Genomic DNA, 26822 nt, shown 5'->3' with positions numbered 1-26822 from the left:
GTCAGATCACTGCAATTGATTGATATCAGGCACACAGGGTTGCCTGTCGACAGGCATAGCATCGGCGCCCTCTGGAGCCTTGTTTCTGGATCCGCCCACATCCAACTTGAACTTTGGCGACGAAAGCTGGCCCGACACATCAAAAGGCCAAGCGCTTCGGGATAGGGGTTTGCCAACGCGCCGCGGCTCCGCTCTGATCGCAATACTATCGTTCAGCCAGTCCACTTGTCCCCTGGCCACCAACTGAACCGACCCTGTTTCAATGACGGTGGAGTTTGAACTGACCCGCCCGGCCTGAATTTCAACCGGAGCTACCACGCAAGTGATATCGGTGTAACCTTGTCTGAACTCTTCTGAAAACAGCCACGGGAAGATTCCCAGCCCCGCCAACTCCAATAAGCTGGTGCTGATGTAGCCCTGGGACATCGACAAAGACGCATTGCCACGCATGGAGTTGACGAAGGCCTTGCCCGAGGTGGTACTGCCAGAAACGTTGAACTCACCGCTCAAACGTCCATAGGCATCAATGCCAATTCCCAATTCATCAAGGATTTCACCGAATTCCCATCCTGAGGTCGATCCCGACAAGGAAAGCCAATCGGGTGAAACAATCAGGTCCATGCCCGCCCGCAGGCTGAAGTTTCCGCCGCCATAGGCCATTTGAAGAGGACCAAAATCTATGGTTCCGTCTTTTGCAGACAATTGGCTTGAAACAGAAGTTACGCCTTGCTGGCCTACAATCTCATTGAAGTCGATCTGCACTTCGACATCAGCCTCTTTCAGTACACGTTGCACATCCAGAAGATCGGCAGGTTTCCCATTCTCCTTAGGTAAAACCAAGGGCTGAACATCTGTCTCCTTCGGCAAAACCAAAGGCTGAATTTCAGCTTCAGGTTCTTTTGAGGCCTCGCCTACCAGGCTTTTCAGTTGGTCCAGTACGGCAGTCAGGTTCTTCAGGTCGTTGAGATCGAGTCTCTCGCTCGTAACGTTGCCACGGACGACGGGTGCACCTTCGGGGAACTTTGCATCCAAAGCGGCTAGGAGATGCGAAGACCCGGCCTCGAACTCGATTGCGGCATCAAAATCTTCGCCCTGCCTAGAGGTTTCAGCATCAATGCCGAGTGCGCCAATTTCGATAGGTTGCAGGTTGAGCGCAGTCAAAAACTGGGCGCCATTGTCGACATGCAGTTCCACGTCGAAGTCGAGACCGGCTAGCCCTTTGAGCTCGTTGACAGATAGTGCAAGATCCAGCGCCCAAAGATCGGTGCCGTAGGTGGTTGCGTTAAACCTGTTGAGAGAAACTGGCCCACCCGCATTGGTTATGTTGAAATCGGCTTTGATGCCGCCGAACTGATCAACGTAACCCTCATCTAGGTTCGGCAAAATCAACTTAGCACGTCCGTTGAGCACACCATCGAAAGTTACGTCCTGAAGCTGAAGCAGATCGAGGATTTCACCTTCGGCTTTAAGGACAGGCTCTTCAATTGGACCGGCTTGCAAGGCAATGTCCAGCATGGCCAGGCGGCCGTCCGGCATGCGGCGAATGCTTTCGATGGATGCTGGGCCAATTACGTCCAGTCCTTGGTCGAATGCATTGGTTTGAAAAAGTAGCTTCTCGAATTCGAAGGAGGCGAGGGATCCAACCATATGCATTTCAAAGCCTGTAAACTTGAGATCTTGAATACTCTTTGCCGCTTGGGGCGGTTGTCCCTCTGGGTGTAGTCGCGCATTAAAAAGCAGATCGACACCTTGAGCTGTATAGAGGTCTTCAATCGACCCTTCAGCTTCGAGTTTTTGTCCATCTTCGAGGCTTATGTTTGTTGTAAATGCTTCGATTGTTAGGGCGTCCTGAGATACAAGTTCAGCTTGCAACTGGCCATGACCTTCCAGAACTCGTTCCAACCCCATGACATCGAGAAAGTCACCGAATTCACCAGTATCCATCTCCAGGATAGCCCGGTAACCGCCACCTTCGTCTTCCGCTAATGGCTCGCCATCATAGCGGACAGTCATTTCTCCAAAACTGGCCCGCGTCGTAAACGGCGCGTCATGGGGATAGTCGCCCTCGATTTCGAAACCTTGACCGTTGACGGAGCCTGTCCCCGAAACCTTTGTCCTTTGTTCATCAGCTGCTTGTTCGAGGGCGAGTGACTGAAGATCAAACACAAACGAAAAACCTGAAACCTGGTCGTCAATGTTCAAACCGATGGATGTGAAGCTGACGTTCTTGTCGCTGAGAAAGGTAAGAATCCCACTGCTTTCTTTGCCACCATCTCCGGACGTCTCGATTTCGGCCTCAGCATCTTGATTGTCCTCTGCCAACGACCCGTTGGTTTGAGGAGTTGGCATTGGTCGGCGTTTTCGCCAACTTGTTGTGCCATCAGAGGCTGTAAGAAAGTTTGCCTGAAGACCGTCCACCAATAGGTTATCAAAGTGCAGACGTCCGTTGGCTAAGGCGGCAACGTCCAGTTCCAGTTCAAGGAGCTTTAATTCTGCAAGAGGTGTATCTGGCAGTGTCTCGCTGGGGATTACAACGCCACCGACATAAATGTGGGTAGTGCGACCAAGTGCGACGCTCACATCGTCGTTGACCAGAAGCGGCTGCCCAATTTGTTCCGAAAGAACCTTTTCCACAAGGTTGCGTCGCATATCTGAGAACAACGGTGCAGCAAGTAGCAACCAAACAAATGCGATTGCTGCAAAAGCGAGTAGCGCAACGAGCCCAAGTATCTTAAACAGCCAAGTCCTCATTTGCTTCCCTGTGGTCGCTTTCACAATTCAGTTTAACCGCAAATCGGAAATCTCCAATCTTTCTGGCAACTAGGGTCAGGACTCATATCCAATAGATAACGAGTGCTGCGAGGGCGATTGCTGACAGGAAGACCTTCGGGCACCTGTCGTAGCGGGTTGCCACACGCCGCCAATCCTTCAACCTGCCGAACATGATCTCGATCCGGTTGCGCCGTTTGTAACGACGCTTGTCGTACTTAACCGGTTTCTTCCGCTGCTTCCGGCCAGGGATGCAGGCGCGCATCCCATTGTCTTTCTACGCTTCCCGGAACCAATCGGCATCATAGCCACGATCCCCGAGCAGCCAATCGACATCCGGCAGGCCGCTCAGCAGTGCCCGCGCACCAACGTAATCGCTGACCTGACCGGCGGTGATGAACAGGTTGAGCGGGCGCCCCCGGCTGTCGCAGATGGCATGCAACTTGGTGTTCATGCCGCCTTTGGTGCGACCGATCAGGCGTCCACGCCCCCTTTTTTGACGCCCAAACTGGTCGCGGTACGGTGGGCCTTCAGGTAGGTGGCATCGATCATCACGGTCTTCTCTTCACCGTGTTTGGTAGCCAGACCGGCCATCATCCGGGCGAAGATGCCTTTGTCGCTCCACCGCTTCCAACGGTTATAGAGTGTCTTGTGTGGGCCATACGCCGAAGGGGCATCGCGCCATCTCAACCCATTGCGATTAATGAAGATAATGCCGCTCAACACACGTCGATCATGAGCGCGTAGTTTGCCGTGGGACTTGGGGAAGAAAGGCTCAAGACGCGCCATCTGCGCATCCGTCAGCCAGAAAAGATCAGACATGGTCACCGCTCGATTTTCGAACCGTGAATCACGCAGCCAAGCGGAAATCAATGGGTCCTGACCCTAGCCAATTGCCCGAAAGCGTCGGATACAGAGGGGAATGGGAATGTCAGAAGAAAGGCCCAATGAAACTACCGGAGAATTCGAGAAACGCAGCGAGGTAGATGCGATCACGGTGGCCTTTCTCATCGTCAAAGCAGCCCAATTCGCCTCAGAGGATGGGCTAACGCGAAAAAGGATGAGCGCGGATGAGTTGGGAGAACTCGCACCAAAGCAGGTCTAACAAGGGTCGATGGCGGCATTTTCTGATTTGGTGCGATAGGCCGTTCGCAGCCCAAAGCGGACCTAACGCAGCTCAAGGCGAGGACAACTGGGCTGTTTGTCCTCCAAGCTTTTCGCGCAGACGAATGGCATAGTTCCCCAACGCTGAAACCGACTTCGAGCAAAGTCAGAAACCGGCACTGTGCACTTTCGCATGGTCTAAACACGTAGCGACCAGTATGAAACAGAAAGGAGGACAACAGGTGGAGCGAAAGCTGGCGGCCATCCTGATTGCTGACCTTGTCGGCTTTACCGCCCGAATGGAGCGGGACGAGAAAGGCACGCTCGAAATCCTCTCAGCGCACATTGAGGATACTGCTGTTCCGCTTGTCGGTCGGCATCACGGTCGCATTGTCAAACAGATGGGTGACGGTCTGCTCGCCAGCTTCGACAGCGCTTTCGATGCCGTTTCTTGCGCGGTTGAATGGCAAAATGTGCCAGTAGTAGGCTCCGACCCGCTTCGCTTTCGCATCGGTGTCACTCTTGGAGACATTATCATGCGCGACGGAGATGTTTTTGGTTCCGGTGTGAACCTTGCGTCGAGGTTGGAGCAGCTTGCCCCGCCCGGCGGTGTGTTGGTGTCTGACGCTGTCTATCGTGTGGTCGGGAACCGTATACCGGTCGCCTGGGAGGATGCTGGTCAGCACACAGTAAAGAACGTCGCCGAACCGGTACATGCTTGGCGCATTGGCGGATCAAACGCAGTATGCGCTGAACCGCCCAGGCCTGAATCGGAAAAAGCCACTATTGCGGTCCTGCCCCTGCAAAACATGAGTGATGACCCCGAGCAGGCATTCTTCAGCGACGGGATTGCGGAAGACATTATTGTGGGCTTATCGCGTTTTCGAACACTTAAGGTTGTTTCCAGAAACGCGTCTTTCAGGTTCCGGACACAGGACACAGATCCGGCCAAAATCGCGGAGGCTCTCGGCGCAGATTACCTGGTTGAAGGCAGCGTGCGGAAGGCCGGCAGTCGCGTGAGAATCTCGGTACAGCTCGCTGACGCGCGTACGGGCACTCAACTCTGGTCGGATCGATATGACCACGAACTGGAGGACGTTCTGGCGGTTCAAGACGAAGTGGCCCGAAATATCATCGCAGTGTTGCCGGGTAGGGTCCAAAACGATGTCGTCGACCGCTCGACACAGAAACCAACGGATCAGATGAAGGCCTATGAACTGATGCTGAAGGGCAAGGCACTACGCGACGGCTTGAACGCACGAGATACGGCCAAGGCGAGAGCTTTGTTGGAACGAGCGGTCGCACTCGATCCGACCATCGCGCGATCTTACATGTATCTTTCGGACACATATGTAATAGACTTGTGGCTTGGGCTGGCAGACGCTGACGCACCGGCCCACACGTTGAAAATCGCCCGAAAGGGCGTGGCACTGGATAACCGGGACGTCTACATTCAGGACCAACTTGGTTTTTCCTATCTCTGTGCTGGCCTTTGGGATGAAGCAGAGGCACAATTCAATAAGACACTTTCCATGATAGAAAACGAGGCGGAGTCGATGGCATGGTGCGGCTACGCTTTCCTACTGCTCGGCTTGCACGAAAAGGCGCGCGAAGTAGTTTCGGAAGCGATGGCGCTGGACCCGCTGCATCCGCCTGCCATCGACTGGATTATGGGACAGGTCGAATTCTTCAACGGCAACTTCGAAGCAGCGCTTGGTTTTTTGATGGGAGCAGCGCGGCTCAACTCATTGGCCACTGCCTTTGTCGCCGCGTCTTACGCGCAGCTCGGACGAGCGCGAGACGCCTCCGACGCATTGCGAGAATTTGTCACCGAACGTCGCGATGAGTTCACAAGTCGAGGTATTGTGGTTGATGATGACACAGTAGAAAGCCTTGCCCGTGGATTCAGGTCGATGTGGCGGCGACCGGATGATTTCAAACGTCTTGTGGATGGGCTACGGGCGGCAGGATTGACTGGCTGACGCTTACCGTAACTCTTTTGCCCAACCGCTGCGTCATCAAATGCAAATTTATCTGTATCCCGTTTATTTGGCTGATTGCAGCTCGGAGCGGTCGTTGGATTTTAGTTGCCAAAGCTGAGTTTAGCGGTGCGTAGCCTTGGCGGCCGTATTTTTAGCTTCAACAAGAATCTCCGCGTTGGAACAGCAAACGTTCAAGGGCGCACGAATGTAGACCTTGCAGGTCGTTGCCTCTAACGTAACTTTCGCGGGGGGCTGACAGTGAAGCGGAAACTTGCAGCGATTTTGGCAGCTGATGTTGTTGGCTTCTCACGACTCATGGGGCGTGATGAAGAAAACACGCTACTACGCCTAAACCTTTTACTTTCTGAATTGGTTCAACCCCAAATACGCGAGTCCAGAGGGCGAATTGTCAAGTTGATGGGCGATGGTTTGTTGGCCGAATTCACCAGTGTGGTCGACGCGGCAGGGTGCGCTATTGCCATTCAACGAGCAATGCAGGACCGAGAACCTGACATGCCCCGTGTGCAACGCATTCAATTGCGGATCGGCATTCATCTGGGAGATGTGATTTCTGAAGGTTCAGATGTTTTTGGCGAAGGCGTCAACGTAGCCGCAAGATTGGAAGCAATCGCAGAACCCGGAGGCGTCTGCATTTCCGAGGATGTATACCGTCAAATCAAAGGAAAGGTCTCCGGCAGTTTCAAGGATCTGGGTGAGCAAGATCTAAAAAACATCGAGCATAGGATTGGCGCCTACAGCATCGATCTCGACCCGGCGCGCCTGTCACCTGAGTTCTACGAAGTTCTGACAGGTGAGCAGTTGGAGTTGCCGGACCAACCGTCAATCGCCGTCCTGCCATTTCAAAACATGTCAGGCGACCCAGAGCAGGAATACTTCGCGGACGGAATTACCGAAGACATCATCACTGCCTTGTCGCATATCAATGGCCTCATCGTGATGGCGCGCAATTCGACATTTGCCTACAAAGGAAGGTCTGTCGATGTAAGACAGGTCGGACGGGAATTAGGTATTCGTTTCGTCCTTGAAGGGAGTGTTCGAAAGGCGGGGCAGCGGGTTCGCATTACCGGGCAGCTTATTGAATGCCAAACCGGGTCGCATTTGTGGGCCGACCGCTATGATCGTCAGATTGAAGACATTTTTACCGTTCAAGATGAAATCACACGCGAAATTTCTATCTCATTGGCGGTCAACCTTACACACGGACAAGAGCTCCGGCTTTGGGCTGATCAAGCGCCTAACTTTGAGGCGTGGGACTTGATGATGCGTGGAATCAGTGAACAATACAAATTTACAAAAGAAGGGAATCTCTCCGCGATTCAGCTCTACCGGAAAGCGGTTGAGCTTGACCCCGAGAACTCATCATTCAGAACGGGCCTTGGCTGGGCGTTACAAGCCGGTGCCCGCCTTGGGTTTCATCAAGATCCGAAGGCGTCAACTGACGAGGCCCAATCTATCTGCGACGCATTGTTGGCGATGAAAAATGTCCCGGCTGATGTCTACGCACTGCAAGGGTATATTTTCACAAACGAATCTCGTTTTGATGAAGCCAAAGCCTTTTGTAATGAAGCTATCGAACGGCAACCCAGTGTCTCGCTTTCTCATGCCATGCTGGCAATTGCGTACAATAGTTGTGGTGAATTTGAGGAAAGCCTGAACAGCATGCGAAAAGCCATTCGGCTGTCGCCCTACAGCCCGGACTGGTATTTTAGCCATTTGGGGGATGCCTATCGCGGGTTAGGTCAGCTGGAGCAAGCAAGAACAGTTTACCGGCACTTGGAAACCCGCCTGCCTGGCACCTTGTTGTGCCAAATCCGTTTGGCAGCAATCCACGCTGATCTTGATGACACCGAAAATGCCACGAAAGCAGTAGACGCAGTTCTTTCAATCGACCCGCAATTTTCAGTGCAAACCTATACCGGCCACATGGTCTACAAGACTGAAGCCCTGCGCAAATTCTGGGCGGATGCTATGCTAAAGGCCGGTCTACCAGAGTAGCGCCGCAGTATTGTATTGGGTTGTAGAGATCAGAAGATTGTTTTGGTTGCCACGAATTTGCTTAGCGCTTTAATACGTAAATCGAAAATTCGGATCATGCACAGTATCGACTAAGATAGCTGTCAGCTCGAACCGGACATTCGACTCTTAACTTCATCGAAGTAGCGCTGCCCAAAATACAGTTCTATGTATCGCCCACAATTGAACCTTTGGGCTGGACGTCATTTGCATATGACCAATTGCCAGACCGAATTTAAGTTTTTTTGAAACGGTCGGCATAAGCTTTCTTGAGTACTGGGCTGCGTCGAGCAAAGAGAGAATTGGATATGCTTTCCCCGGCGAGACGCCAGAATTCGAGGCCTGCGGCGTTAAAGTGTGGCCCGATGAATTGGAAATTCAGATCCTTGCAGAGTTGATGCCCTATTGGACTTGCAGCGATGGCAGCTAGGTCTTTTAAATAAACTTCCCTTTCCACGAGATCTTCCAGTACTTTTACAAACCCATTTAGCAGATGAAGCGCAGATTTTTGATGCCCTTGCGCGATGTAGACACCGGCGCAATAGCCAAAATAATCGCCAGGAAGAACCGGGCGTCGGAGGGCTCCCAGACTGAATTCAGCTTCAACCAATCGGCGCTCGCGGAACCTAGCTTCCAAATCTTCATCCAGGAAAATGAGCGAGATATGAGCGGCTAATTCATCTCCAATCATGACATAAACGCCAGACATCGCCCCATCTTTCAGAATCTCCGCCCAGATGGGATCGCAGGCGGAGAACCCGTCGGGAAACTCATGAGCGCTTGCCAACTCCAAGGCCTGAACGGCGGCATCGGCAAACTCGATAGATCCGTATTCCAACGCCACTTCGTGTTCGCGAAGAACCCGGTAGGAGGCCTGCTTTCCAATTGAACGGCTTTCCCAATCCTCACGGCAAGCCACAACTTCATCCCGCGTCCATCCGAGCTTTTCTATCAAAAGGTGCTCCAGATCACCTCGGATGTAAGACAGCGAACGCTCATATTTGCTAACCGCATCTACACTTAATCCCAGCAAAGCAGCCAATTGTTCCTGTGACATTCGACCCTCCTTACCGTTGCGAGCTCGATGGCTTCGAAGTTTGTCGGCGAAGATGGACGAAGGGGCGGTCATGTTGTCTCCGAAATAGTCGTGCCGCTGCTTATCAATATGCCTGACAATAGGTGATTGCCCAAGTGACTTACGGATGACTTACGGGTTCAGGCGGATCGCGTCTGTGGCCCAGTTCCTTCAGACCAGCCAAGCTCAGCGCATAAACAGAAAAGGAACTAGCTATGTCACGTCGCATTAGTCAGCTACCCGGTTCGCTCGACGCTATTTTCTTTGGGTTTGCATCCGAACCCAAGACCCGGTGCCGTCGCAGACCTGAGACCAGTTATCCAAAACGAATGAGGCGCGTTGGGCCTGTTTCCCCAATGCGCCGCCACCGGTTTAAGGGAAACCTTGACTGCTAGATCGGTGCCACAATTTGAGAATTCGATGTACCAGTCAGTTTGTTGGCATCCCAGCCCAAAGCGGCCCTTCAAATTCGAGCTTTGCAGGCACTAATATGCGCGATCAAGCTGCCGGTTTTGCCAGGGCAACTTGGTTTCGGCACCGCTATTCTGGCAACCCTGCCCGGCGAAGTGCCTCAAAGTAGCGTTCAGCGCCTTCAGAGCCACCATAGTCGACGTTGCTACGCCACTTCGAAATCGTCTCACCAGGTTCCATTTGCAGCATTTGCGCCAAAGCAGCAGACGCTTCTTCAGGTTCCCCAAGCATTGCGTGTGCAGCAGCCCTCGTGCTGTGAAGTGCGGCATAGTTTTTTGAGAAGCGCAAACCTGCCTCAGCGTAGCCGATGGCATCGCGGTCTCGACCAAGCATAACGCAAGAGGTGGCAGCACCTCCAGAAGCACCTACGAAAACGGCTCCATATCGGCCCAACCGAAGTGCCGTCTGAAAACAGCTTAATGCCATTTTAGGAAACCCGGCCCAGTTGTATCCCCAACCCATAAACAAATGCAGGCGGGCATCTAATGGCGCTCGTTGCCTGATTTGCTCAAGCGCCACGGAAAGTCGATCAGCATCCCCGTCCACATTGTAATCCGCCACGGCAACACTCAGATCAAGCGTTGGGCTTTGACCTGCCATGTGTCGACTGGCCTCAATCCAGTGTGGTAGTTTCTCGTAATAAGATGACAGTTCGCGTCGAAGATCATAGGTTCTCGCGCCATTCATTGTCCAAATAGCTTCGGCGTAGGCGGCAGCGAGGGTTGGTTTGGCTTCGATGGCCCTGGCGTGGTACGACAACGTCTCTTCATAGCTGTCGATGCTGGCCTCCGACCATGTGATCATGCCCATCAAAACGCACTGTTCGGCCGTCAGTTCTTCTTCAGGCAAAGCGGAGAGCTTTGCGGTCAGCGACTGGATCAAGATCCCACTAACCGCATCCAACAGTTTTTCTACAACTTCGTCTTGCCAATCAAAGATAGCTTCGACCGAACCGTCGAACTTCTGAGTCCAGATTTCAGGACCAGAAGAGTCATTTAAGCGGGCTTCCAGACGCAATCGGTCGCCGTGTCCACGCAGCACGCCGCGAAGTGCATATCCCTCGGATGCTTCCGTGGATGTTATTGCCGCGTTTAACCAGTTGATCGTTCGAAAATAAGATCCGAAATCTGAAGTAAGAGCTGCGGCCGTTTCCTTTAATTCGGTTCGTTGGTCGCTGCACGTGACAGGATAAATGGATAGCTTTGGCAAGCTCGTCTCTGTGAAAGAATGCGAGCTTTGCGATGCGCCAAGTTGCGGTCCACCGTGAATCCACACATCCAGGCTGCGCTGGATGTTCTTGAGCTTCTTTTTCCCAACTGCTTTGAAAGCGTCTGCCAGAGTGTGTTCAAGGTTCAAATGTACGGGTTCAGAAATTGCGATGCCACCGGTTGGCGCAATGCTCTCAAGCCGTGCCGCAATGTTTACACCGTCACCTAAGATGTCGTCACCTTTTTCAGTGATGTCGCCCACATGAACACCAATCCGCATGTTCATTAACGAGTGTTCAGCCAACTGTTCTTGTAGCTGCATTGCTGCGGTTACAGCTTGCGCCGCGCTGTCAAATTGCACTAGCCAACCATCGCCCATGCTCTTTACGACACGACCTGATTGGCCTGCTATCGTTGGGGTGACGATGTCGCTTTCCAGGTGATCAAGCATTAGAATTGTGGCTTGCTCGTCTTTGTGCATAAGCGCCGAATACCCAACGACATCTGCGGCTAGAATTGCCGCCAACCTTCGTTGCAACTGTTGCCCCTTGTTTGACATACGTTCGACGATAGTTGATGCGGCTCCTCACTCCAACCGGCAGGGACATTGTTCGCTCAGGGCTCGTTAATGAATATCTCTGCTTTCTGGCATCATCGACTACGGGACGCCAAATCTCATTCGTCCCAACGAAAACTGTCTTTATCGGCTTTCACATGCCCTATTGAGGGCAACGCGAAGTGAGAGCCCAAGACCAAACAACTGGTTTCCGAGCAATGCTCAAGCAGCAATCTACGCGACTTCACAGCCAATTCGGCGTCAGAATCGAATTTGAAATGCCAGTCGGGATGTTTACATTGCGCGGTCGTATGAAGCGCATCGCCAGTAATCAACGCCTCATCGCCCCTGCTCTTCACGAGTACAGAAACATGGCCCGGCGTATGTCCTGGCGTTGGGAACAAAGTCACATGGTCGCCCAACTTGTGCCCTGCCTCCACCAGTTCCACCTGACCAGCTTCCACTACAGGCAAGACGCTTTCGACGTAGGTAATACTGTTCTGCAAACGCTGAGTTTCTTCATCGTCTTTGGGCAAAAGGTAGCGTGCGTTTGGAAACGTAGGCACCCAACGACCATCTTTTAGCTGCGTATTCCAACCGATATGGTCTACGTGAAGATGGGTGCACAGCACGTAGTCAATTTCGTCGGTGCCGAGGTCAGCCGCTTTCAATGCTGCTATAAACCGGTCGTCTGATCGTTGGTGCCAAGCTTGGTGATTTAGATTGGTCTTATCATTGCCGACACAGCTATCCACCAAAATGTTATGTGAAGGCGTTTTCAGAAGGAAACCTTGTATGGGTAAAATTAGTCGTCCCGAGTTGTGGTCGATGCTGCCTGGAGCAAGGCTTTCAATAGCAGCTTTGACATCTGGTCCGGCGGTTGGAAACAACTCTTCTGGCTTCATGAACGGGGCATGAATTTCAAGAATTCGCCAAACCTCAACATCACCAATCCTGCAGAGCATTGCATTCAATCCTTTGGTCGCCTGAATGTTGGACACAATCGACTCTCCAGGCAATTGAAACAAGGTTTCAAAAGCCTTCATCCAACGCGCGATCTTGCAAACAGACATATTGTGTTGCCTAAAAGCAGAACGCAGCCCGTGGATGGAGCACTTGGGAGAAATATCTCAGAAACGCGGCGTAAATGACTTACCAAATCATAGTACTTTTTGGGCCATCCGTACAAATTTGCAAAGTCTGCTTCTCGGTCGCGGCACATGCTTTAACTGAGGTGATGCACTTCTTGCATGCCGTAGACCGGCGTTGGTACACCTTCCATCCGGGCCTTTATTTGCAGCGACAGGAACTGTGAATAATGTCGGGACTGATGCAGGTTTCCACCATGCATCCAGAGGTTTGGAAGCTGTGTCGGCTTCCACATATTGCGTTGCTCGCCTTCCCAAGGCCCCGGGTCCTTGGTTGTGTCAGAGCCCAGGCCCCAACATTTCCCAAGCCGATCCGCCATATCCTGACCCATCAGGTCAGCAACCCAGCCGTTCATCGAATTATACCCGGTCGCATAGACCACCAGATCGGCACCCAGATGCGTTCTGTCATCAAGGATGACTCCGGTTTCATCAAGCGCAGTGACCTGACCGCGTTTCAGCTTGATCTCACCATCAATGATCAACTGGCTGGCCCCAATATCGATGTAATAGCCTGATCCGCGGCGCAGGTATTTCATGAACAGCCCGCTTTCGTCATCGCCCCAATCCAGCCAGAACCCGGCCTTTTCCAGACCGTCATAAAACTCTTTGTCCTGCTCTTTCATCGCGGCATAGGCCGGAATCTGGAATTCATGCAGAATGCGATAAGGCAGTGATGCAAAGATCAGATCGGCCTTTTCGGTCGTCATGCCAGACCGCACCGCACGTTCAGAATAAAGATCGCCCAGTCCGATTTCCATGAGGGTGTCCGAGCGGACAATATGGGTTGAGGACCGCTGCACCATGGTCACATCGGCATCGTTTTCCCAAAGCGCGGCGCAGATGTCATGGGCCGAGTTGTTGGACCCCACCACGACAACCTTCTTGCCTGCCCATCTGGCCGGCCCGTCGTGTTCCGAGGAATGTGCCTGCTCACCCTTGAAAACATCCATACCCGGAAAATCAGGCATGCGTTTCTTGCCGGACATACCCGTCGCCATAATCAGCTGCTTGGGCCGCAACACCACCTCTTCGCCATCCCGGTCCACCGTGATGGTCCATTCGCCCTTGTCTTCATCGAAGGTGGCGGATTTGGCCGTCGTGCGCGTCCAATAATTCAGCTCCATCACTTTGGTGTACATCTCAAGCCAGTCGCCGATCTTGTCCTTGGGCGAGAACACGGGCCAGTTTTCCGGGAACTTGATATAAGGCAGATGGTCATACCAGACCGGATCATGCAGGCAGAGGGATTTGTAGCGATTGCGCCAACTGTCGCCAGGCCGGTCATTCCGTTCAACGATGATCGTCGGGACGCCGAGCTGTCGCAGCCGCGCACCCATGGCGATCCCACCCTGACCACCGCCGATGATGACGCAGTAGGGCTGTGTTTTGTAGCCCAGTTCAGCCTCTTCTTGGGCCCGTTCTTCCGCCCATGTGGTCCTGTGTTTACCCGCACCATGCTTGGCCCCAAGTGGGCGGTTGAATCCTTTGGGCTCTTCATGACCTTTCAGCTCGACCATCGTGGTCAGCAAGGTCCATATCTTGCCATCCTTGAGGCGGATTAACCCATAGCCGCGTGCCACTTCGGTTTCGAACTCGATCCATGCGGTGGTTATTCCGCCGTCTTCAGTGGGCACTTCACCTTCGGCTATTTTCCAACCGCTCGGCTTGGTTGTGGCCAACTGATGCGCGAGCATATCTGCCACCTGCGCCTTGCCTTCGACCGTTTTAATATTCCAGGTAAAGCTGACCAGATCGCGCCAATAGCAATCGTCCTGGAACATATCGCAGGCAGCATCGATATCGCCTTGGGACAAAGCCGCACCGAAGTCATCCAGGAACCCCTGCACCTGATCCGAGAGTGTTGTGTCGAGCATGTCATCCTCCCTATCTCCACGGAGCAAAAGGCTGGCAAATCCGCGTCCCTTCGGGCAAGTCGATTTGGCGGCTCAACGCTTGACCTAGGCCAAAAACACCAAGACTTGTTGCGCGCGCAACAAGGGCGCAACACGAAGGCATGTGGTTTATGCAGGTGGAATAAGCCCGGCCTTTCGCACACGGCGCAGGATTGTCGACCGGTTCACGCCAAGGCGTCGCGCCACTTGAGACATGTTCCAATCGCAAGCACGCAGCAGTGCTTCCAAATCATCTGAGTCCGGCTTTTGCGCAGGGGCGAGCGCCGGGGCTGGCAAATCCGTCAAGTCGATGATGTTGTCCTGACACAGGGCGACCGCGCTGTGCAGCAGATGTTCCAGTTCACGAATATTGCCGCTCCATAGTCGTGATTTCAGATCGGCGCGCGCGACTGTCGACAGGTGAATATCATGGCTTGCAAACCGTCGAAGCAGGCGATCAATTAGCCAATCCAGATCCGCTCGGTGGCGCAAAGGCGGCAGAGAAAATGTGGCCCCCGCAATCCGGTGCAACAGATCTTCACGCAGACCGCCCTGCAATCCCGCCGGGGGCTGCCGACATGAGGCAATGATCCTCAGATCAGCCCGCCGCTCAAGCACTGCTAAAAGAGAGGCCTGTGCAGGCTCGCTCAGGTCTTCAACACCGCGCAGGAACAGCGTGCCGGGGTCGATGGTTTGGCAGAAATCGAATGTCTCGGTATCGCAGCAGATCACTGTGTGGAAATCCTGTCTCGCAGGATCGGCCATGTGGATCGCACGCGCCAGTTTGGTCTTGCCCGTGCCGCTTTCACCGGTCAGCAAAAGCGGCAGGCTGGTCGGTGCAAGACGTGCAGCATTGTTCAAAAGCTGCTGAAGGTCCGCATCCGGCCCGGCAAAACTGCCAAGGGCTCCGGGCAGAACCTGTTCTCGCTTGCGCAGGGCCGCCGTCATCTGCGACGTCTGTGGCGCAACGGCATGACCATAGAGCGCGCGCCCGTCCTTGAGGTGTAGAACGCGGTCTTCGGACGGTCTGCCGCGCATGAACTCCGGCATGTCATCAACACTGATTTCAAGCCAGTCCTGCAATTGCGACCCGATCAGGTGGCCCGAACCGTCCGGGTCCAGTGCGCGTCGGGCCCCCGAGGTCATACCAATAATCTTGCCGCTTCCGTCCACTGCAACCGCCGCTTCAGGATCGACCTCAAGAAATTCGGGGCTTGCTGAAAAGCGCAGGACCCAATCGCGCCGGGTCGATGCCATCAGGTTTGCCATCTCGACGCGACGGGCGGAATTCGTCACCAATGTCATCGCCAGATTCTGCGACGCCTTAGGCGAAGGGCCACGCAACAACGAAACATCCAGAACAGCCGCAAGACCACCTTTGGTATCGAAAATAGGCGCTGCCGTACAAGACAGCGGCGTATGCGTGATCGAAAAATGATCCCCCTGGTGGATCGTCACCGGCTGACCTGTAACGATGCACGACCCTACGCCGTTTGTTCCTGCCAACTCTTCCGTCCACTTGAATCCCAGATGAAGACCGGCAGTTCTAAGTTCGTCCTCAAAGTTCCGGTCGCCAAAGAAATCGACGCAGACGCCATCCGCATCCGCAAGCAGCAGGACGTAGTTCTGCCCTGCAACCTGCGCAAACAACGATTGCAGCCCCGAGCGCGCTGTTGCGATCAGACGTTCGGATTGCTCCAGATGTTCACGGAATTTGGTGTCAGGCAGGATATGCGCGGGTTCCTGCCGTGAGGGATCCATACCATAGGTTTCAACACAGCGCTGCCAGCTGTCCGCGACAAGCCGGTCTCTCCCTGTATCGAACCCGCTTAAGACACGGTCAATCTCTTTTGTGTGCTGGCGATCCAACAGCTTCCCGCCCTACAAATCCTCTCTAAAATTAGCATGAGGATGGCTTCGCGCCTATGTTCAAATTTCGTCTGGCAAACGTTTTGGCGCTTTGCCTCGTCAAGCTGACCTTCGTTGAACGCGCAGCATTAGGGAGACCCTTTGCGGGGTTGAGCCCCGCAAAGCGCCATAAACGCAACGACTACGTCAAAACTGATTGAATTCACCGCTAAAGCGGACAAGCGCGGAGCGCAAAACTATGGGCAAACTACGCAAACTTATAGGGTGCGCGAAGTGTTATACGCAAACCTACAGAGACTTAGAAATCCAGATTCTCGACGCTCAGCGCGTTTTGTTGGATGAATTCACGGCGCGGCTCCACCACGTCGCCCATCAGCTTGGTGAACAGGTCATCTGCCTCGACCATATCGTCCACCCGCACCTGCAGCAGAGTCCGTGCGTCCGGGTCCAGCGTGGTTTCCCATAGCTGGTCGGGGTTCATCTCTCCCAACCCTTTGTAGCGTTGCAGCGATAGACCCTTTTCACCCTCTTCCAGAATGGCCCGCAACAAGTCCAGCGGGCCGTGGATCATCTGGCTACGGTCGCGACGGATGAGGGTGGCGGGGGTGTTGTAGATCTCTTGTAGGCTTTGGGTAAAGCTGCCGGTTTTGCGGGCCTCGCCCGAGCGCAGCATGGGGCCGTCCAGCGTGCGGACCTCTTCAACACCGCGCAGGATACGGGCCAGACGGATGCCGTGATCCTGCGTGATCCGACCTTGCCAGCCGCGTTCGTATTCCAGCGCAATCAGGTCCAAACGGGCGGCAACTTTGTCGGCCACACCTTGCAAGTCAGCATCGACCGCGCCGGGCACAAACGCACCTGCGACAGCGGCCTGCTCCAGAATGTGGCGCGGGTAATGGGTCGGGAAGGCATCCAGAACGCGTTTCAACTGACGTGCCTCGTCCACGACGCGAGTCAGGTCCTGACCGATGATCTCCTCACCTGAGCCCAATTTCAGCACAGCTCCTTCGACACCTTGATTGATCAGGTAGTCATCCAATGCGGCCTGGTCCTTCAGGTAAACCTCTGATTTACCGCGTGAAACTTTGTAAAGCGGCGGCTGCGCAATATAGAGGTATCCACCTTCGATCAGTTCCGGCATCTGCCGGTAGAAGAAGGTCAGCAGTAGGGTTCGGATATGCGCGCCGTCCACGTCCGCATCGGTCATGATGACGATCTTGTGGTAGCGCAGCTTTTCGATGTTGAACTCATCGCGGCCAATACCGGTGCCCAGAGCCATGACGAGGTTTCCGATTTCTTGCGAAGACAGCATCCGGTCAAACCGCGCCCGTTCCACGTTCAGGATTTTCCCGCGCAACGGTAACACTGCTTGGGTCAGACGATCCCGACCCGTTTGAGCTGATCCGCCAGCCGAGTCCCCCTCGACCAGGAAAACTTCGGTCTTTGATGGGTCCTTCTCGGAGCAGTCCTTCAGCTTGCCGGCTAGGTAATTCACGTCCATCGCCGTTTTGCGGCGGGTCAGTTCGCGTGCCTTGCGCGCGGCCTCACGCGCCAGAGCAGCCTCGATGATTTTGCCGACAATGGTCTTGGCCTCGTTCGGGTTCTCTTCGAACCACTCTGCCAGCTTTTCGTTCATCAGACCTTCAACCGCTGGGCGCACCTCGGACGACACCAGCTTGTCCTTGGTCTGGGACGAGAACTTTGGATCGGGCACTTTGACGGACAACACACAGGTCAGACCTTCGCGCGCGTCATCGCCGGTAAAGCTGACCTTTTCCTTTTTCGCGATCCCGCTGGATTGCGCATAGTTGTTGATCGTGCGGGTCAACGCACCCCGGAAACCGGCAACATGGGTGCCGCCATCGCGCTGTGGAATGTTGTTGGTGAAGGGCAGGACCGTCTCGTGATAGCTGTCATTCCACCACATAGCGATTTCCACGCCGATATCGTCGCGTTCGCCTTTGATATAAATGGGCTCTGGCATCGCCGCCGATTTCGAGCGGTCCAGATACTTGACGAACTCCTTAACGCCACCCTCATAGAACAGCTCGGTTTCCAACCGTTCCGCCGGGCGCTCGTCGATCAGGATGATACGCACGCCCGAGTTTAGGAAGGCCAGCTCGCGCAGGCGTTTTTCCAGCGTTTCAAACGAGTATTCCAGATTCGAGAACGTGTCGGTCGAGGCCAGGAACCGCACCTCGGTTCCGGTGCGGTCGCCACACTCCTCGACTACTTTCAGGTGCTCGACCGTTTCGCCGCCTTCGAACCGGGCGACATGCTCTTTACCATTGCGCCAAACCCGCAGCTCCAGCCACTTAGACAGTGCATTCACGACGGAAACGCCCACACCGTGCAGACCACCCGACACCTTGTACGAGTTGCTGTCGAATTTACCGCCCGCGTGCAGTTGGGTCATGATAACCTCAGCGGCTGAGACACCCTCTTCGGGATGAATATCCACTGGGATCCCGCGCCCGTTGTCGCTAACCGAAACACTGGAATCGGCGTGAATTTTCACTGTCACATGGTCGGCATGACCGGCCAGCGCCTCGTCAATTCCGTTATCGACGACCTCATAGACCATGTGGTGCAAACCCGAGCCATCGTCCGTGTCGCCGATATACATGCCCGGACGTTTGCGAACCGCCTCTAAGCCTTTGAGAACTTTGATAGAGTCAGCGCCGTATTCCTGGGGTGCCTGTGCGTCGTCGGACATGCCGTTAGTACCTATATTATTTTCGTAACTTATACGTTTTCTGGTGGGGAATGTCACGCGCTCCCCCAACATTTTGTGGGTCAGAGCGGTGTTATTTGCAGATCACAGCCGATCCAGATCAGCGGCGATATCCGTGGCAATTTCCGCCGCATTCACATCATCCCGTTCAGCTGACAATCGCAGGCCCAGAAGGTCGGATTGATACCGGGCTGCAAGCCGATCCGGGTCATGTTTGGGGCCGATCTCCCCGGCGTCTTGCGCGCGGCGGAATAACTCGGCAAAGCAGGTCTTCATCCCTACCATATGGGTGCGGGCCTGACTGGCCAATTCATGGCCGCGCGCCTGCAATTCGGCATAGGTTTTGGACAACATGCAAGCCTTAGTCGGCAACTCTGACGCCTCAACCACCAGACGCGGTTGGGCCTTGAGCGCGCCTAACGGGCCCAGATCCTGCGCCAACGCCATCATATTGGTGACGCCGTCTTGCGCATAACGCTCCATTGCCAGCGCATACAGCGCATCTTTCGAACCAAACGCCGCATAGAAGCTGCCTGGCTTCAACTTCAACTCACGCTCTAGGTCCTTCAACGATGTTCCGGCCCAACCGTGACGCCAGAATATATCTCGGGCCTGTGCGATCAAAGTATCTCGGTCATAGGTAGGCTTGCGGGGCATCATCTTCACCAATTCTTGAACGGTTGCTCAAATATATACTTGAGCGACCGCTCAAGAAAGGCTATTTCGGACTCAGCCGCCAGAAAAAAGGAGTTCCCACATGTCCAACTTCCCTTCACACGACCTCGAATCCGCCCCTGAAGGATCCAAACCACTGTTGGAGAAATCTCAGGCCGCGTTTGGCCGCCTGCCCGGCCTGCACAAGGTGATGGCCGAAAGCCCCCAGCATTTGGAAGGCTATCAGGTGCTGCACCATCTGTTCGTGCAGACCGATTTCGACAATGACGAAAAAACCGTCGTCTGGCAGACCATAAACGTGGAAAACGAATGCCATTACTGCGTGCCAGCGCATACCGGTATTGCCAAGATGATGAAGGTCTCGGACGAGATCACCGAGGCCCTGCGCAACGAAACCCCGCTGCCCAACGCCAAGCTTGAGGCGCTGCGCACCTTCACCCTGCAAATGATGGAAACCCGGGGCAACCCGTCCGAGGAACAGCTGCAGGCGTTCTTTGATGCAGGCTACTCGCACCGCGCTGTATTGGACGTGGTGCTGGGTCTGGCGCAGAAAACCATGTCGAACTACGTCAACCACATGGCACAAACGCCGGTTGACGAGGTCATGCGTGGCTTCCTGTGGGAACGCAAAGTCAGCGAACCCGCCTAAGTGGAAACGACCGAGCCCTCAAAGCCATCACTCACGATCAACGTCTGGGCTCGATCGCCCAATTCCGCAAACAGCTCAGGCCCGGTGCCCGTCATCCAGGCCTGGGCGCCCAGCGCGCAAATCTCATCATAAAGCGCCGCCCGCCGCCCCGCATCCAGATGGGCGGCCACCTCATCCAGCAACACGATCGGAGGCGCGCCAACCATCCCGGCCAGCGCCCGCGCGTTTGACAGGATCAGCGACACCAACAGCGCCTTTTGCTCTCCGGTCGAGCAATCCTTGGCTGGCACACCTTTGGCGGCAAACACACCATACAGGTCCGACCGATGCGGCCCGACCAATGTGCGCCCTGCCGCCAAATCGCGGAAACGGCTTTCATTCAAGGCCTCGCGCAATTCCTCAGCTGCCACGGGCATCGCGCCTTCGGTTTGCACCAATTCCAGATCAGCGGACGGAAACGCCGTTTCCGCCTGTTCCTGCGCCCTTCGCAGATGTTCCAACGCGGCCAGCCGCGCGGAGTGTATTCTATGGCCGGTCTCGGCCATCTGCCCTTCGAGCGCTGCATACCAATGGGCATCGCGCACCTGCTCTTTCAGCAGGCGGTTGCGTTCACGCATGGATTTTTCATAGGTCAGCGAGGCCTCAGCATGGGCGGGGTCGAAACTCAGCGCAATCCTATCCAGAAAGCGGCGCCGCCCCTCAGCCCCTTCGATCCACAGCCGGTCCATCGAGGGGATCAGCCAAACCACCCGCGCCAGTTTACCCAGATCTATCTGATTGGACGCTTTGCCATCGATCCGAACCTGCCGCGCCGCGCCACTTTCGGACCAGGTCTCGATCTCGTAATTCCGACCCTGTGCTTGCAACAGGCCGGAAAGTTTCCAGCCCAGCGCTTCGGGTCGCCGGGTCATCTCAGCCGCGCTGGCCCGGCGCATTCCGCGACCGGGGGAAAACAGCGACACTGCCTCAAGAATGTTGGTTTTGCCCGCCCCGTTCGGCCCATGTATCGCCACCGGCCGCCCGTCAAAGGACAACCGCGCCAGCTTGTGGGACCGGAAATGCGAGACCGTAAGTTCGGTCAGGGCCAAACTCATGACCCATCCCTTTCGTTAAAAAACACCCCGCGGGGTCGATCAGACGCGCATCGGCATGACAACATAGACTGCGCTTAGATCATTGCCTTCCCGCATCAGGGTCGGATCACCGGCCGAGTTGAACAGGAACACGGCGTTTTCACGATCCACCTGGCTGGCGATCTCAAGCAGGTATTTGGCGTTGAAGCCGATCTCGAGCCGTTCGTCGCCATAGGCCACGGCCAGTTCTTCTTCAGCCGCACCACTATCGGGGGCGTTGACCGACAGAACCAGCTTGTCCGCATCCAGTTGCAGTTTCACAGCGCGTGAGCGTTCCGACGAAACGGTAGCAACCCGATCCACGGCCTGCGCGAATTCAGCAGCGTCCACTTCCAGCTGACGCGTATTGCCCTGCGGAATCACGCGGGTGTAGTCGGGGAAGGTGCCGTCGATCACTTTTGAGGTCAGTGTGATATCGGGCGTTGCGAAACGCACCTTGGTTTCGCTGACCGAGACGGCGATATCCATCTCATCATCGTCCAGCAGCTTGCGCAGCTCACCCACGGTTTTGCGCGGCACGATCACGCCCGGCATGTCTGCGGCACCATCCGGCAAATCTGCATCAATGCGAGCCAGACGGTGGCCATCGGTGGCCACACAGCGCAGCACCTTGCCGCCTTCGGACCCGTCAGCCACATGCATGTAGACACCATTCAGGTAGTACCGGGTCTCTTCGGTCGAGATGGCGAATTTCGATTTGTCGAACAGCCGTCGCAACAGTGCTGCCGAAGCCGTAAAGTTCGACTGATATTCCGAGGACGCCATCACCGGGAAATCCTCTTTCGGCAGCGTTGCCAGCGAGAAATTCGACCGGCCTGCTTCAACCGTCAGGCGGCCCGCCGCACTGTCAGAGGTCAGCGTCACCAGTGCCCCATCCGGCAGTTTGCGCACGATCTCGTGCAGGGTCGTCGCTGCAACGGTTGTGGCCCCTGCCTTTTCAACCTGCGCCGGGGCTTTATCCACCACCTCGATATCCAGATCGGTGGCACGGAACATGGCTTGATCGCCTTCGGCCTCGATCAGCACGTTGGCAAGGATGGGAATGGTGTTCCGGCGCTCTACAACAGATTGGGCCTGCGAAACGGCCTTAAGAAGGGTGCCGCGTTCGATGCTGATCTTCATACCCTCAATTCCTCTGACTTGCGTGCCGAAAACAGGCGGGACTGGCACGTTAGCGGTTCCACCCTGAGGCACAAGGATTTTTTATGGTTTTCTGGGTCGGAACGGCCAAAGGGTCAAGGGGCGCGTGGCCGGGCGGGCACAGTTCCTATTCAACCGTGGATTTAAGCGCACAAGAAAACGCCCCGGGCGTGAGGGTCCGGGGCGTTTCTTGAATGATAGGATGACCCTTAGGCTTCCAGCGAACGGCGCAGCATTTCCACATCTTCGGCGATCTGGCCGTCGGTGACTTTCAATTCTTCAATGCGTTTGACACCGTGCATGACGGTGGTGTGATCGCGACCACCAAAGCGACGCCCGATCTCGGGCAGGGATCGGCTGGTCAACTGCTTGCACAGATACATCGCCACCTGTCGCGGACGGGCATAAGACCGCAGGCGCTTGGGGCCGATGATGTCGGACAGACGGATGTTGTAATAGTCCGACACTTTGCGCTGAATCTCTTCGACAGTAATTTTGCGCTCGGACGCGCGCAGCACGTCAGCCAGACAGTCCTGCGTCAGCTCCATGTCGATCTCGCGTCCCACCAGCGAGGCGAAGGCGAACAGACGGGTCAGGGCACCCTCCAGCACGCGCACGTTGGTCGAGATACGGTGGGCCAGAAACTCCAGCACGCCATCGGCGATGGTCAGATCGGGATAGGTGCTGCTGTATTGCTGCACCTTGTTCTGCAAGATGCCCAGGCGCAGTTCGTAATCGGTGGGGTGCAGGTCGACGACCAGACCGCATTGCAGGCGCGACTTCACGCGATCTTCTAGATCCTTGATCTCGCCCGGCGCGCGGTCAGCCGAAATGATGATCTGCTTGTTCTGATCAACCAGCGCGTTGAACGTGTGAAAGAACTCTTCTTGAGTTGAATCCTTGCCTGCGATGAACTGCACGTCATCCACCATCAGCACATCGACGGAACGGAACAGATGTTTGAAGTCCATCATCCGACGTTCGCGCAGCGCCTGTACAAAGCGATACATGAACTGTTCCGCCGACAGGTACAGCACGTTCAGTTCGGGGCGTTTGGTTTTCAGCTCCCACGCGATGGCGTGCATCAGGTGGGTTTTACCCAAACCAACGCCGCCATACAGAACCAACGGGTTGAACGTGACGGGGCCGCCCTCAGAAACACGGCGCGCGGCGGCATGGGCCAGCTCGTTGGGTTTGCCCACCACAAAACTGTCAAAGGTGAAACGGGCGTCCAGCGGTGCAGCCTGAAGGGATTCGAGCGCATCATTCGCGGGTTCGGCCCGCTGTGACAGGGACTGCGGCTGAGTCGTGTCCTGAACAACAGACGGCGCAGGTTCTACATCACCCGACGGACGCACCGGCGAATTGGCTGCGACGCGAAACGCCAGGCGCTGGACCGATTCCCCTGCGGTGTTCATCTCGTACAGAATCAAGTCCGCAAAGTTTTGACTAACATAATTGCCCATGAAGTTGGTCGGAACCGAGAACGTGGCCACGCCATCCTGCAGCTCTTGGAATTCAAGAGGCTCGATCCAGGTGGTATAGTTGTTCTTGCCGATCGCCTTGAGCAGTTTGTTACGCAGTTGTCCCCATTTCTCTTGTGTCATCAAGCGCCTCACGCATCCCATTCTTTATTGGCCTGTCGGCCTTATTGATCTGGCCCGGTTGCCCGGTTCTTAAGCATTCACCGCAATAGGATACCCATCGCCAAACCACATGGGATTGGCGGGACTGTCCCGAAAGTTTGCACAGCCCAGCAATCAGGCACCCATAATCCGGGCGCCCCGTAACCGGGTTGCGCTTCGCAATCAAATTTTTAGACAGGGCTCAGATCTTCGGTTACCCCAAGACCTTTAGCAGATCAGCAAATCAGCCGTGACCGATTGCCAACATTCGTTTCGTGACCGTCCTGATGCCCGTCAGTCAGATCGCCGAAACAGCCTGTCCCCCCAAGCGAGTGAATCGCTGTAACAGTGGTAGCAAGAGGCCAAGGCGTACGGCAACGAAACTCTGATATTGACTCGGGTCTTTTGCAGAAAGAATCTCTCGGTTTTGTGAAGACGCGACTTTCCGGCAACAGCAACAAAAAGGCGCCACGCATTGTGACGCCTTTGAGAACAATTCAACCTTGTTTTGTTGACGCAAGGTCAACCTGAGCGATTAGCCCAGTGCTTTCACGCGTGCCGACAGGCGCGACATTTTCCGCGAAGCGGTGTTCTTGTGAAAGACGCCTTTGGTGACGCCACGCATCAGTTCGGGCTGAGCGGCACGCAGAGCTGCGGTTGCTGCGTCCTTGTCACCAGAAGCAATCGCTTCTTCGACCTTGCGCAGATAAGTACGGATACGCGAGCGACGTGCTTTGTTGATAGCAAAACGCTTTTCGTTCTGACGAGCGCGCTTTTTAGCCTGAGGCGAGTTTGCCATGTGTTTCTGACCTTCATTCGGTACGGTTATCAAAGGTTGCGCGTCACGGACTATCCGCACCGGATCAGAATCACGAGTGTGAGTCGGGCCAAGCGGGCCGCACGCGCATGTATAGCGGCGCTAGTTACCCAAGTTTGCAGGATTTGCCAAGCCGATTCTTTTGCGCCGCATAGCAGTCATGAAAAAAGGCGGGCCAAGCCCGCCTGTTTCGGTCGCTTACGCGCTTCACTTGTCGCGGAACTGAGCCGCGCGTTTTTCCAGGAAGGCCGCCATGCCTTCTTTCTGGTCTTCTGTCGCAAACATCGAGTGGAACACGCGACGTTCAAACAGCATCCCTTCGCTGAGAGGCAACTCATAGCTGCGGTTCACAGCTTCTTTCGCCGCCATTGCACTCAGCTGCGATTTCTCAGCGATCTTCTGGGCGGCGCCCATCGCCTCTTCCATCAGTTTCTTGGCCGGTACGACCCGGCTGACAAGACCCGAACGCTCGGCCTCTTCGGCATCCATGAAGCGACCGGTCAGGTTCATGTCCATCGATTTGGACTTCCCAACGAAACGCGTCAGGCGCTGCGAACCACCCAGTCCTGCAATAACGCCCAGGTTGATTTCGGGCTGGCCGAACTTGGCGGTATCCGCAGCAATGATGAAATCGCACAGCATGGCCAACTCGCACCCACCGCCCAGCGCATAGCCAGCAACGGCTGCAATGATCGGCTTGCGGATCGCGCAAACACGGTCATTCAGAGCGCCAAACAGATTTGAGCTGTAGACATCAACAAAGCTCATCTCGGACATTTCCTTGATGTCCGCGCCGGCCGCGAACGCCTTGTCCGAACCGGTAATGACGATGCAGCGCACCTTGTCGTTGGTATCCGCGTCTTCCAATGCGATGCACAGTTCCTGCGCCAGCTGCGAATTCAGCGCATTCAGCGCATCGGGTCTGTCGAGCTTGATAAGGGCGACGTGGTCTTCGATTTCGACGATGATCGTCTCAAAAGCCATGAGGTGTAAGCTTCCGGTTGTTCCGTTCAAGTACGATTCCTTATCACGCGATTTATCTGGATCAAGTTATCTTTGGCATTGCGCACAATAGAAGGATGAGCGACCGGACTGAGTGATTCTCTTTATTTCCCCACTGCATCCCTGGGTTCTGCAGGGTTCGCCTTCGCGTCCGTAAACGTCAAAGCTGTGTTGAAAATATCCAAGTTCTCCATCGGCTTGGCGGAAATCGCGCAGGGATGAACCACCCGCGTCGATCGCGTCCTGCAGTACCCGCCGAATGATCGGAACCAGCGCGCCGACACGGGCGGCAGAAATTTGACCTGCTTTGCGACGTGGCGACACACCCGCGCGATAAAGGGCCTCGCAAACATAGATATTGCCCAATCCGGCAACGATTCCCTGATCCAACAGTGCAGATTTGACAGGAGTATTCTTGCCCTTGAGCGCTTCGATCAGCTGCTGTTCGTGAAAATCATTGCCCAGCGGCTCTGGCCCCAGAACGGATAAAAGCTTGTGATCCTCGGCTGTAGCCGTGGGCAACAAGTCCATCGCGCCGAAGCGCCGCGGATCGTTGAATGTCACACGCGCGCCATTGGCCATGTGAAACACCACGTGGTCGTGTTTTTCGGGCATGGGATGCTCATGCACGAACTGCCCTAGCGGATCACCCGATACTGTCATCCGCCCAGACATACCCAGATGGATCAACAAAGTTTCACCGCTGCTGAGATCTGCCAGAATATATTTCGACCGCCGCCGCAGCTGATCCACCCGTTGCCCGGTCAGCCGCTCGGCCATGCGGTCCGGGAACGGCCAGCGCAAATCGGGGCGGTTCACATCTGCCCGTTCGATCACGACCCCCTCCATTGCAGGGCTCAGGCCGCGTCTTACTGTCTCGACCTCGGGCAATTCGGGCATTAGATGGCTCCTAATTCAAAGGGCCGCATTGTGCCC

The 26822-nt window shown here is 55.2% G+C and carries 18 protein-coding genes and 1 pseudogene; 4 read left to right on the top strand and 15 right to left on the bottom strand.

The features are described from left to right. Nucleotides 1–6: 6 nt before the first annotated feature. Together ACR0DL_RS14850 and ACR0DL_RS14845 are read right to left on the bottom strand one after the other, a co-directional pair. A complete protein-coding gene (locus ACR0DL_RS14850) occupies nucleotides 7–2751 on the bottom strand; it encodes an AsmA family protein (RefSeq protein WP_480689868.1) in 2745 nt (914 codons plus the stop codon). Nucleotides 2752–2833: 82 nt separating this feature from the next. Further along, nucleotides 2834–3591, bottom strand: a pseudogene (locus ACR0DL_RS14845) (IS5 family transposase). 106 nt (nucleotides 3592–3697) lie between these two features. Here ACR0DL_RS14845 and ACR0DL_RS14840 point away from each other — a divergent pair. The 3 genes from ACR0DL_RS14840 (at nucleotide 3698) to ACR0DL_RS14830 (ending at nucleotide 7871) form a co-directional block, all read left to right on the top strand. Further along, a complete protein-coding gene (locus ACR0DL_RS14840) occupies nucleotides 3698–3874 on the top strand; it encodes a hypothetical protein (RefSeq protein WP_480689866.1) in 177 nt (58 codons plus the stop codon). A gap of 241 nt (nucleotides 3875–4115) precedes the next feature. Beyond that, nucleotides 4116–5855, top strand: a complete 1740-nt coding sequence (locus ACR0DL_RS14835; protein WP_480689863.1) for an adenylate/guanylate cyclase domain-containing protein — start codon at nucleotides 4116–4118, stop codon at nucleotides 5853–5855. A 258-nt stretch (nucleotides 5856–6113) separates the two neighbouring features. Further along, a complete protein-coding gene (locus ACR0DL_RS14830) occupies nucleotides 6114–7871 on the top strand; it encodes an adenylate/guanylate cyclase domain-containing protein (RefSeq protein ID WP_480689861.1) in 1758 nt (585 codons plus the stop codon). Between the two features lie 253 nt (nucleotides 7872–8124). On the opposite strand, the gene ACR0DL_RS14825 is transcribed toward ACR0DL_RS14830, so the two are convergent. From ACR0DL_RS14825 to ACR0DL_RS14795, 7 genes are all read right to left on the bottom strand, one after another. Then, nucleotides 8125–8946 carry a helix-turn-helix domain-containing protein gene (locus ACR0DL_RS14825; RefSeq protein WP_480689859.1) on the bottom strand — a complete coding sequence of 274 codons (822 nt, stop codon included), beginning with the start codon at nucleotides 8944–8946 and terminating at the stop codon, nucleotides 8125–8127. Between the two features lie 558 nt (nucleotides 8947–9504). After that, the gene (locus ACR0DL_RS14820) at nucleotides 9505–11202 is read right to left on the bottom strand and encodes an adenylate/guanylate cyclase domain-containing protein (protein WP_480689858.1); all 1698 of its coding nucleotides are present in this window, start codon (nucleotides 11200–11202) and stop codon (nucleotides 9505–9507) included. 116 nt (nucleotides 11203–11318) lie between these two features. Further along, nucleotides 11319–12245 carry an MBL fold metallo-hydrolase gene (locus ACR0DL_RS14815; protein ID WP_480689856.1) on the bottom strand — a complete coding sequence of 309 codons (927 nt, stop codon included), beginning with the start codon at nucleotides 12243–12245 and terminating at the stop codon, nucleotides 11319–11321. Between the two features lie 179 nt (nucleotides 12246–12424). Then, complete coding sequence (locus ACR0DL_RS14810) at nucleotides 12425–14224, bottom strand: NAD(P)-binding domain-containing protein (protein WP_480689854.1); 1800 nt, start codon at nucleotides 14222–14224, stop codon at nucleotides 12425–12427. A 147-nt stretch (nucleotides 14225–14371) separates the two neighbouring features. Beyond that, a complete protein-coding gene (locus ACR0DL_RS14805; protein ID WP_170361994.1) occupies nucleotides 14372–16114 on the bottom strand; it encodes a sigma-54-dependent Fis family transcriptional regulator in 1743 nt (580 codons plus the stop codon). Between the two features lie 295 nt (nucleotides 16115–16409). Then, complete coding sequence (gyrB, locus tag ACR0DL_RS14800; protein ID WP_480689852.1) at nucleotides 16410–18827, bottom strand: DNA topoisomerase (ATP-hydrolyzing) subunit B; 2418 nt, start codon at nucleotides 18825–18827, stop codon at nucleotides 16410–16412. 102 nt (nucleotides 18828–18929) lie between these two features. Continuing rightward, nucleotides 18930–19502, bottom strand: coding sequence for a TetR/AcrR family transcriptional regulator (locus ACR0DL_RS14795; protein ID WP_480689850.1), 573 nt, complete (start codon nucleotides 19500–19502; stop codon nucleotides 18930–18932). A 100-nt stretch (nucleotides 19503–19602) separates the two neighbouring features. Between ACR0DL_RS14795 and ACR0DL_RS14790 the strand changes: the two genes are divergently transcribed. Further along, the gene (locus tag ACR0DL_RS14790; protein ID WP_480689848.1) at nucleotides 19603–20169 is read left to right on the top strand and encodes a carboxymuconolactone decarboxylase family protein; all 567 of its coding nucleotides are present in this window, start codon (nucleotides 19603–19605) and stop codon (nucleotides 20167–20169) included. Here the strand turns inward: ACR0DL_RS14790 and recF are convergent. The 6 genes from recF to mutM all read right to left on the bottom strand — a co-directional run bounded on the left by recF (nucleotide 20166) and on the right by mutM (nucleotide 26786). Beyond that, nucleotides 20166–21263: a DNA replication/repair protein RecF gene (gene recF / locus ACR0DL_RS14785; protein WP_480689846.1), complete on the bottom strand. Its 1098-nt coding sequence runs from the start codon at nucleotides 21261–21263 to the stop codon at nucleotides 20166–20168. The genes ACR0DL_RS14790 and recF overlap by 4 nt on opposite strands. A gap of 39 nt (nucleotides 21264–21302) precedes the next feature. Further along, nucleotides 21303–22424, bottom strand: a complete 1122-nt coding sequence (dnaN, locus tag ACR0DL_RS14780; RefSeq protein WP_170361914.1) for a DNA polymerase III subunit beta — start codon at nucleotides 22422–22424, stop codon at nucleotides 21303–21305. Nucleotides 22425–22651: 227 nt separating this feature from the next. Continuing rightward, on the bottom strand, nucleotides 22652–24049 hold the full coding sequence (dnaA, locus tag ACR0DL_RS14775) for a chromosomal replication initiator protein DnaA (protein ID WP_170361913.1): 1398 nt from the start codon (nucleotides 24047–24049) through the stop codon (nucleotides 22652–22654). 553 nt (nucleotides 24050–24602) lie between these two features. Next, a complete protein-coding gene (gene rpsT / locus ACR0DL_RS14770; protein ID WP_170351928.1) occupies nucleotides 24603–24866 on the bottom strand; it encodes a 30S ribosomal protein S20 in 264 nt (87 codons plus the stop codon). 225 nt (nucleotides 24867–25091) lie between these two features. After that, nucleotides 25092–25868, bottom strand: a complete 777-nt coding sequence (locus tag ACR0DL_RS14765) for an enoyl-CoA hydratase (protein ID WP_170361912.1) — start codon at nucleotides 25866–25868, stop codon at nucleotides 25092–25094. Between the two features lie 66 nt (nucleotides 25869–25934). Then, nucleotides 25935–26786: a bifunctional DNA-formamidopyrimidine glycosylase/DNA-(apurinic or apyrimidinic site) lyase gene (mutM, locus tag ACR0DL_RS14760; protein ID WP_480689844.1), complete on the bottom strand. Its 852-nt coding sequence runs from the start codon at nucleotides 26784–26786 to the stop codon at nucleotides 25935–25937. Nucleotides 26787–26822: the final 36 nt, after the last annotated feature.

Source organism: Ruegeria sp. BB5 (assembly GCF_056539405.1).
This window is presented reverse-complemented; position numbering and strand designations above follow the sequence as displayed.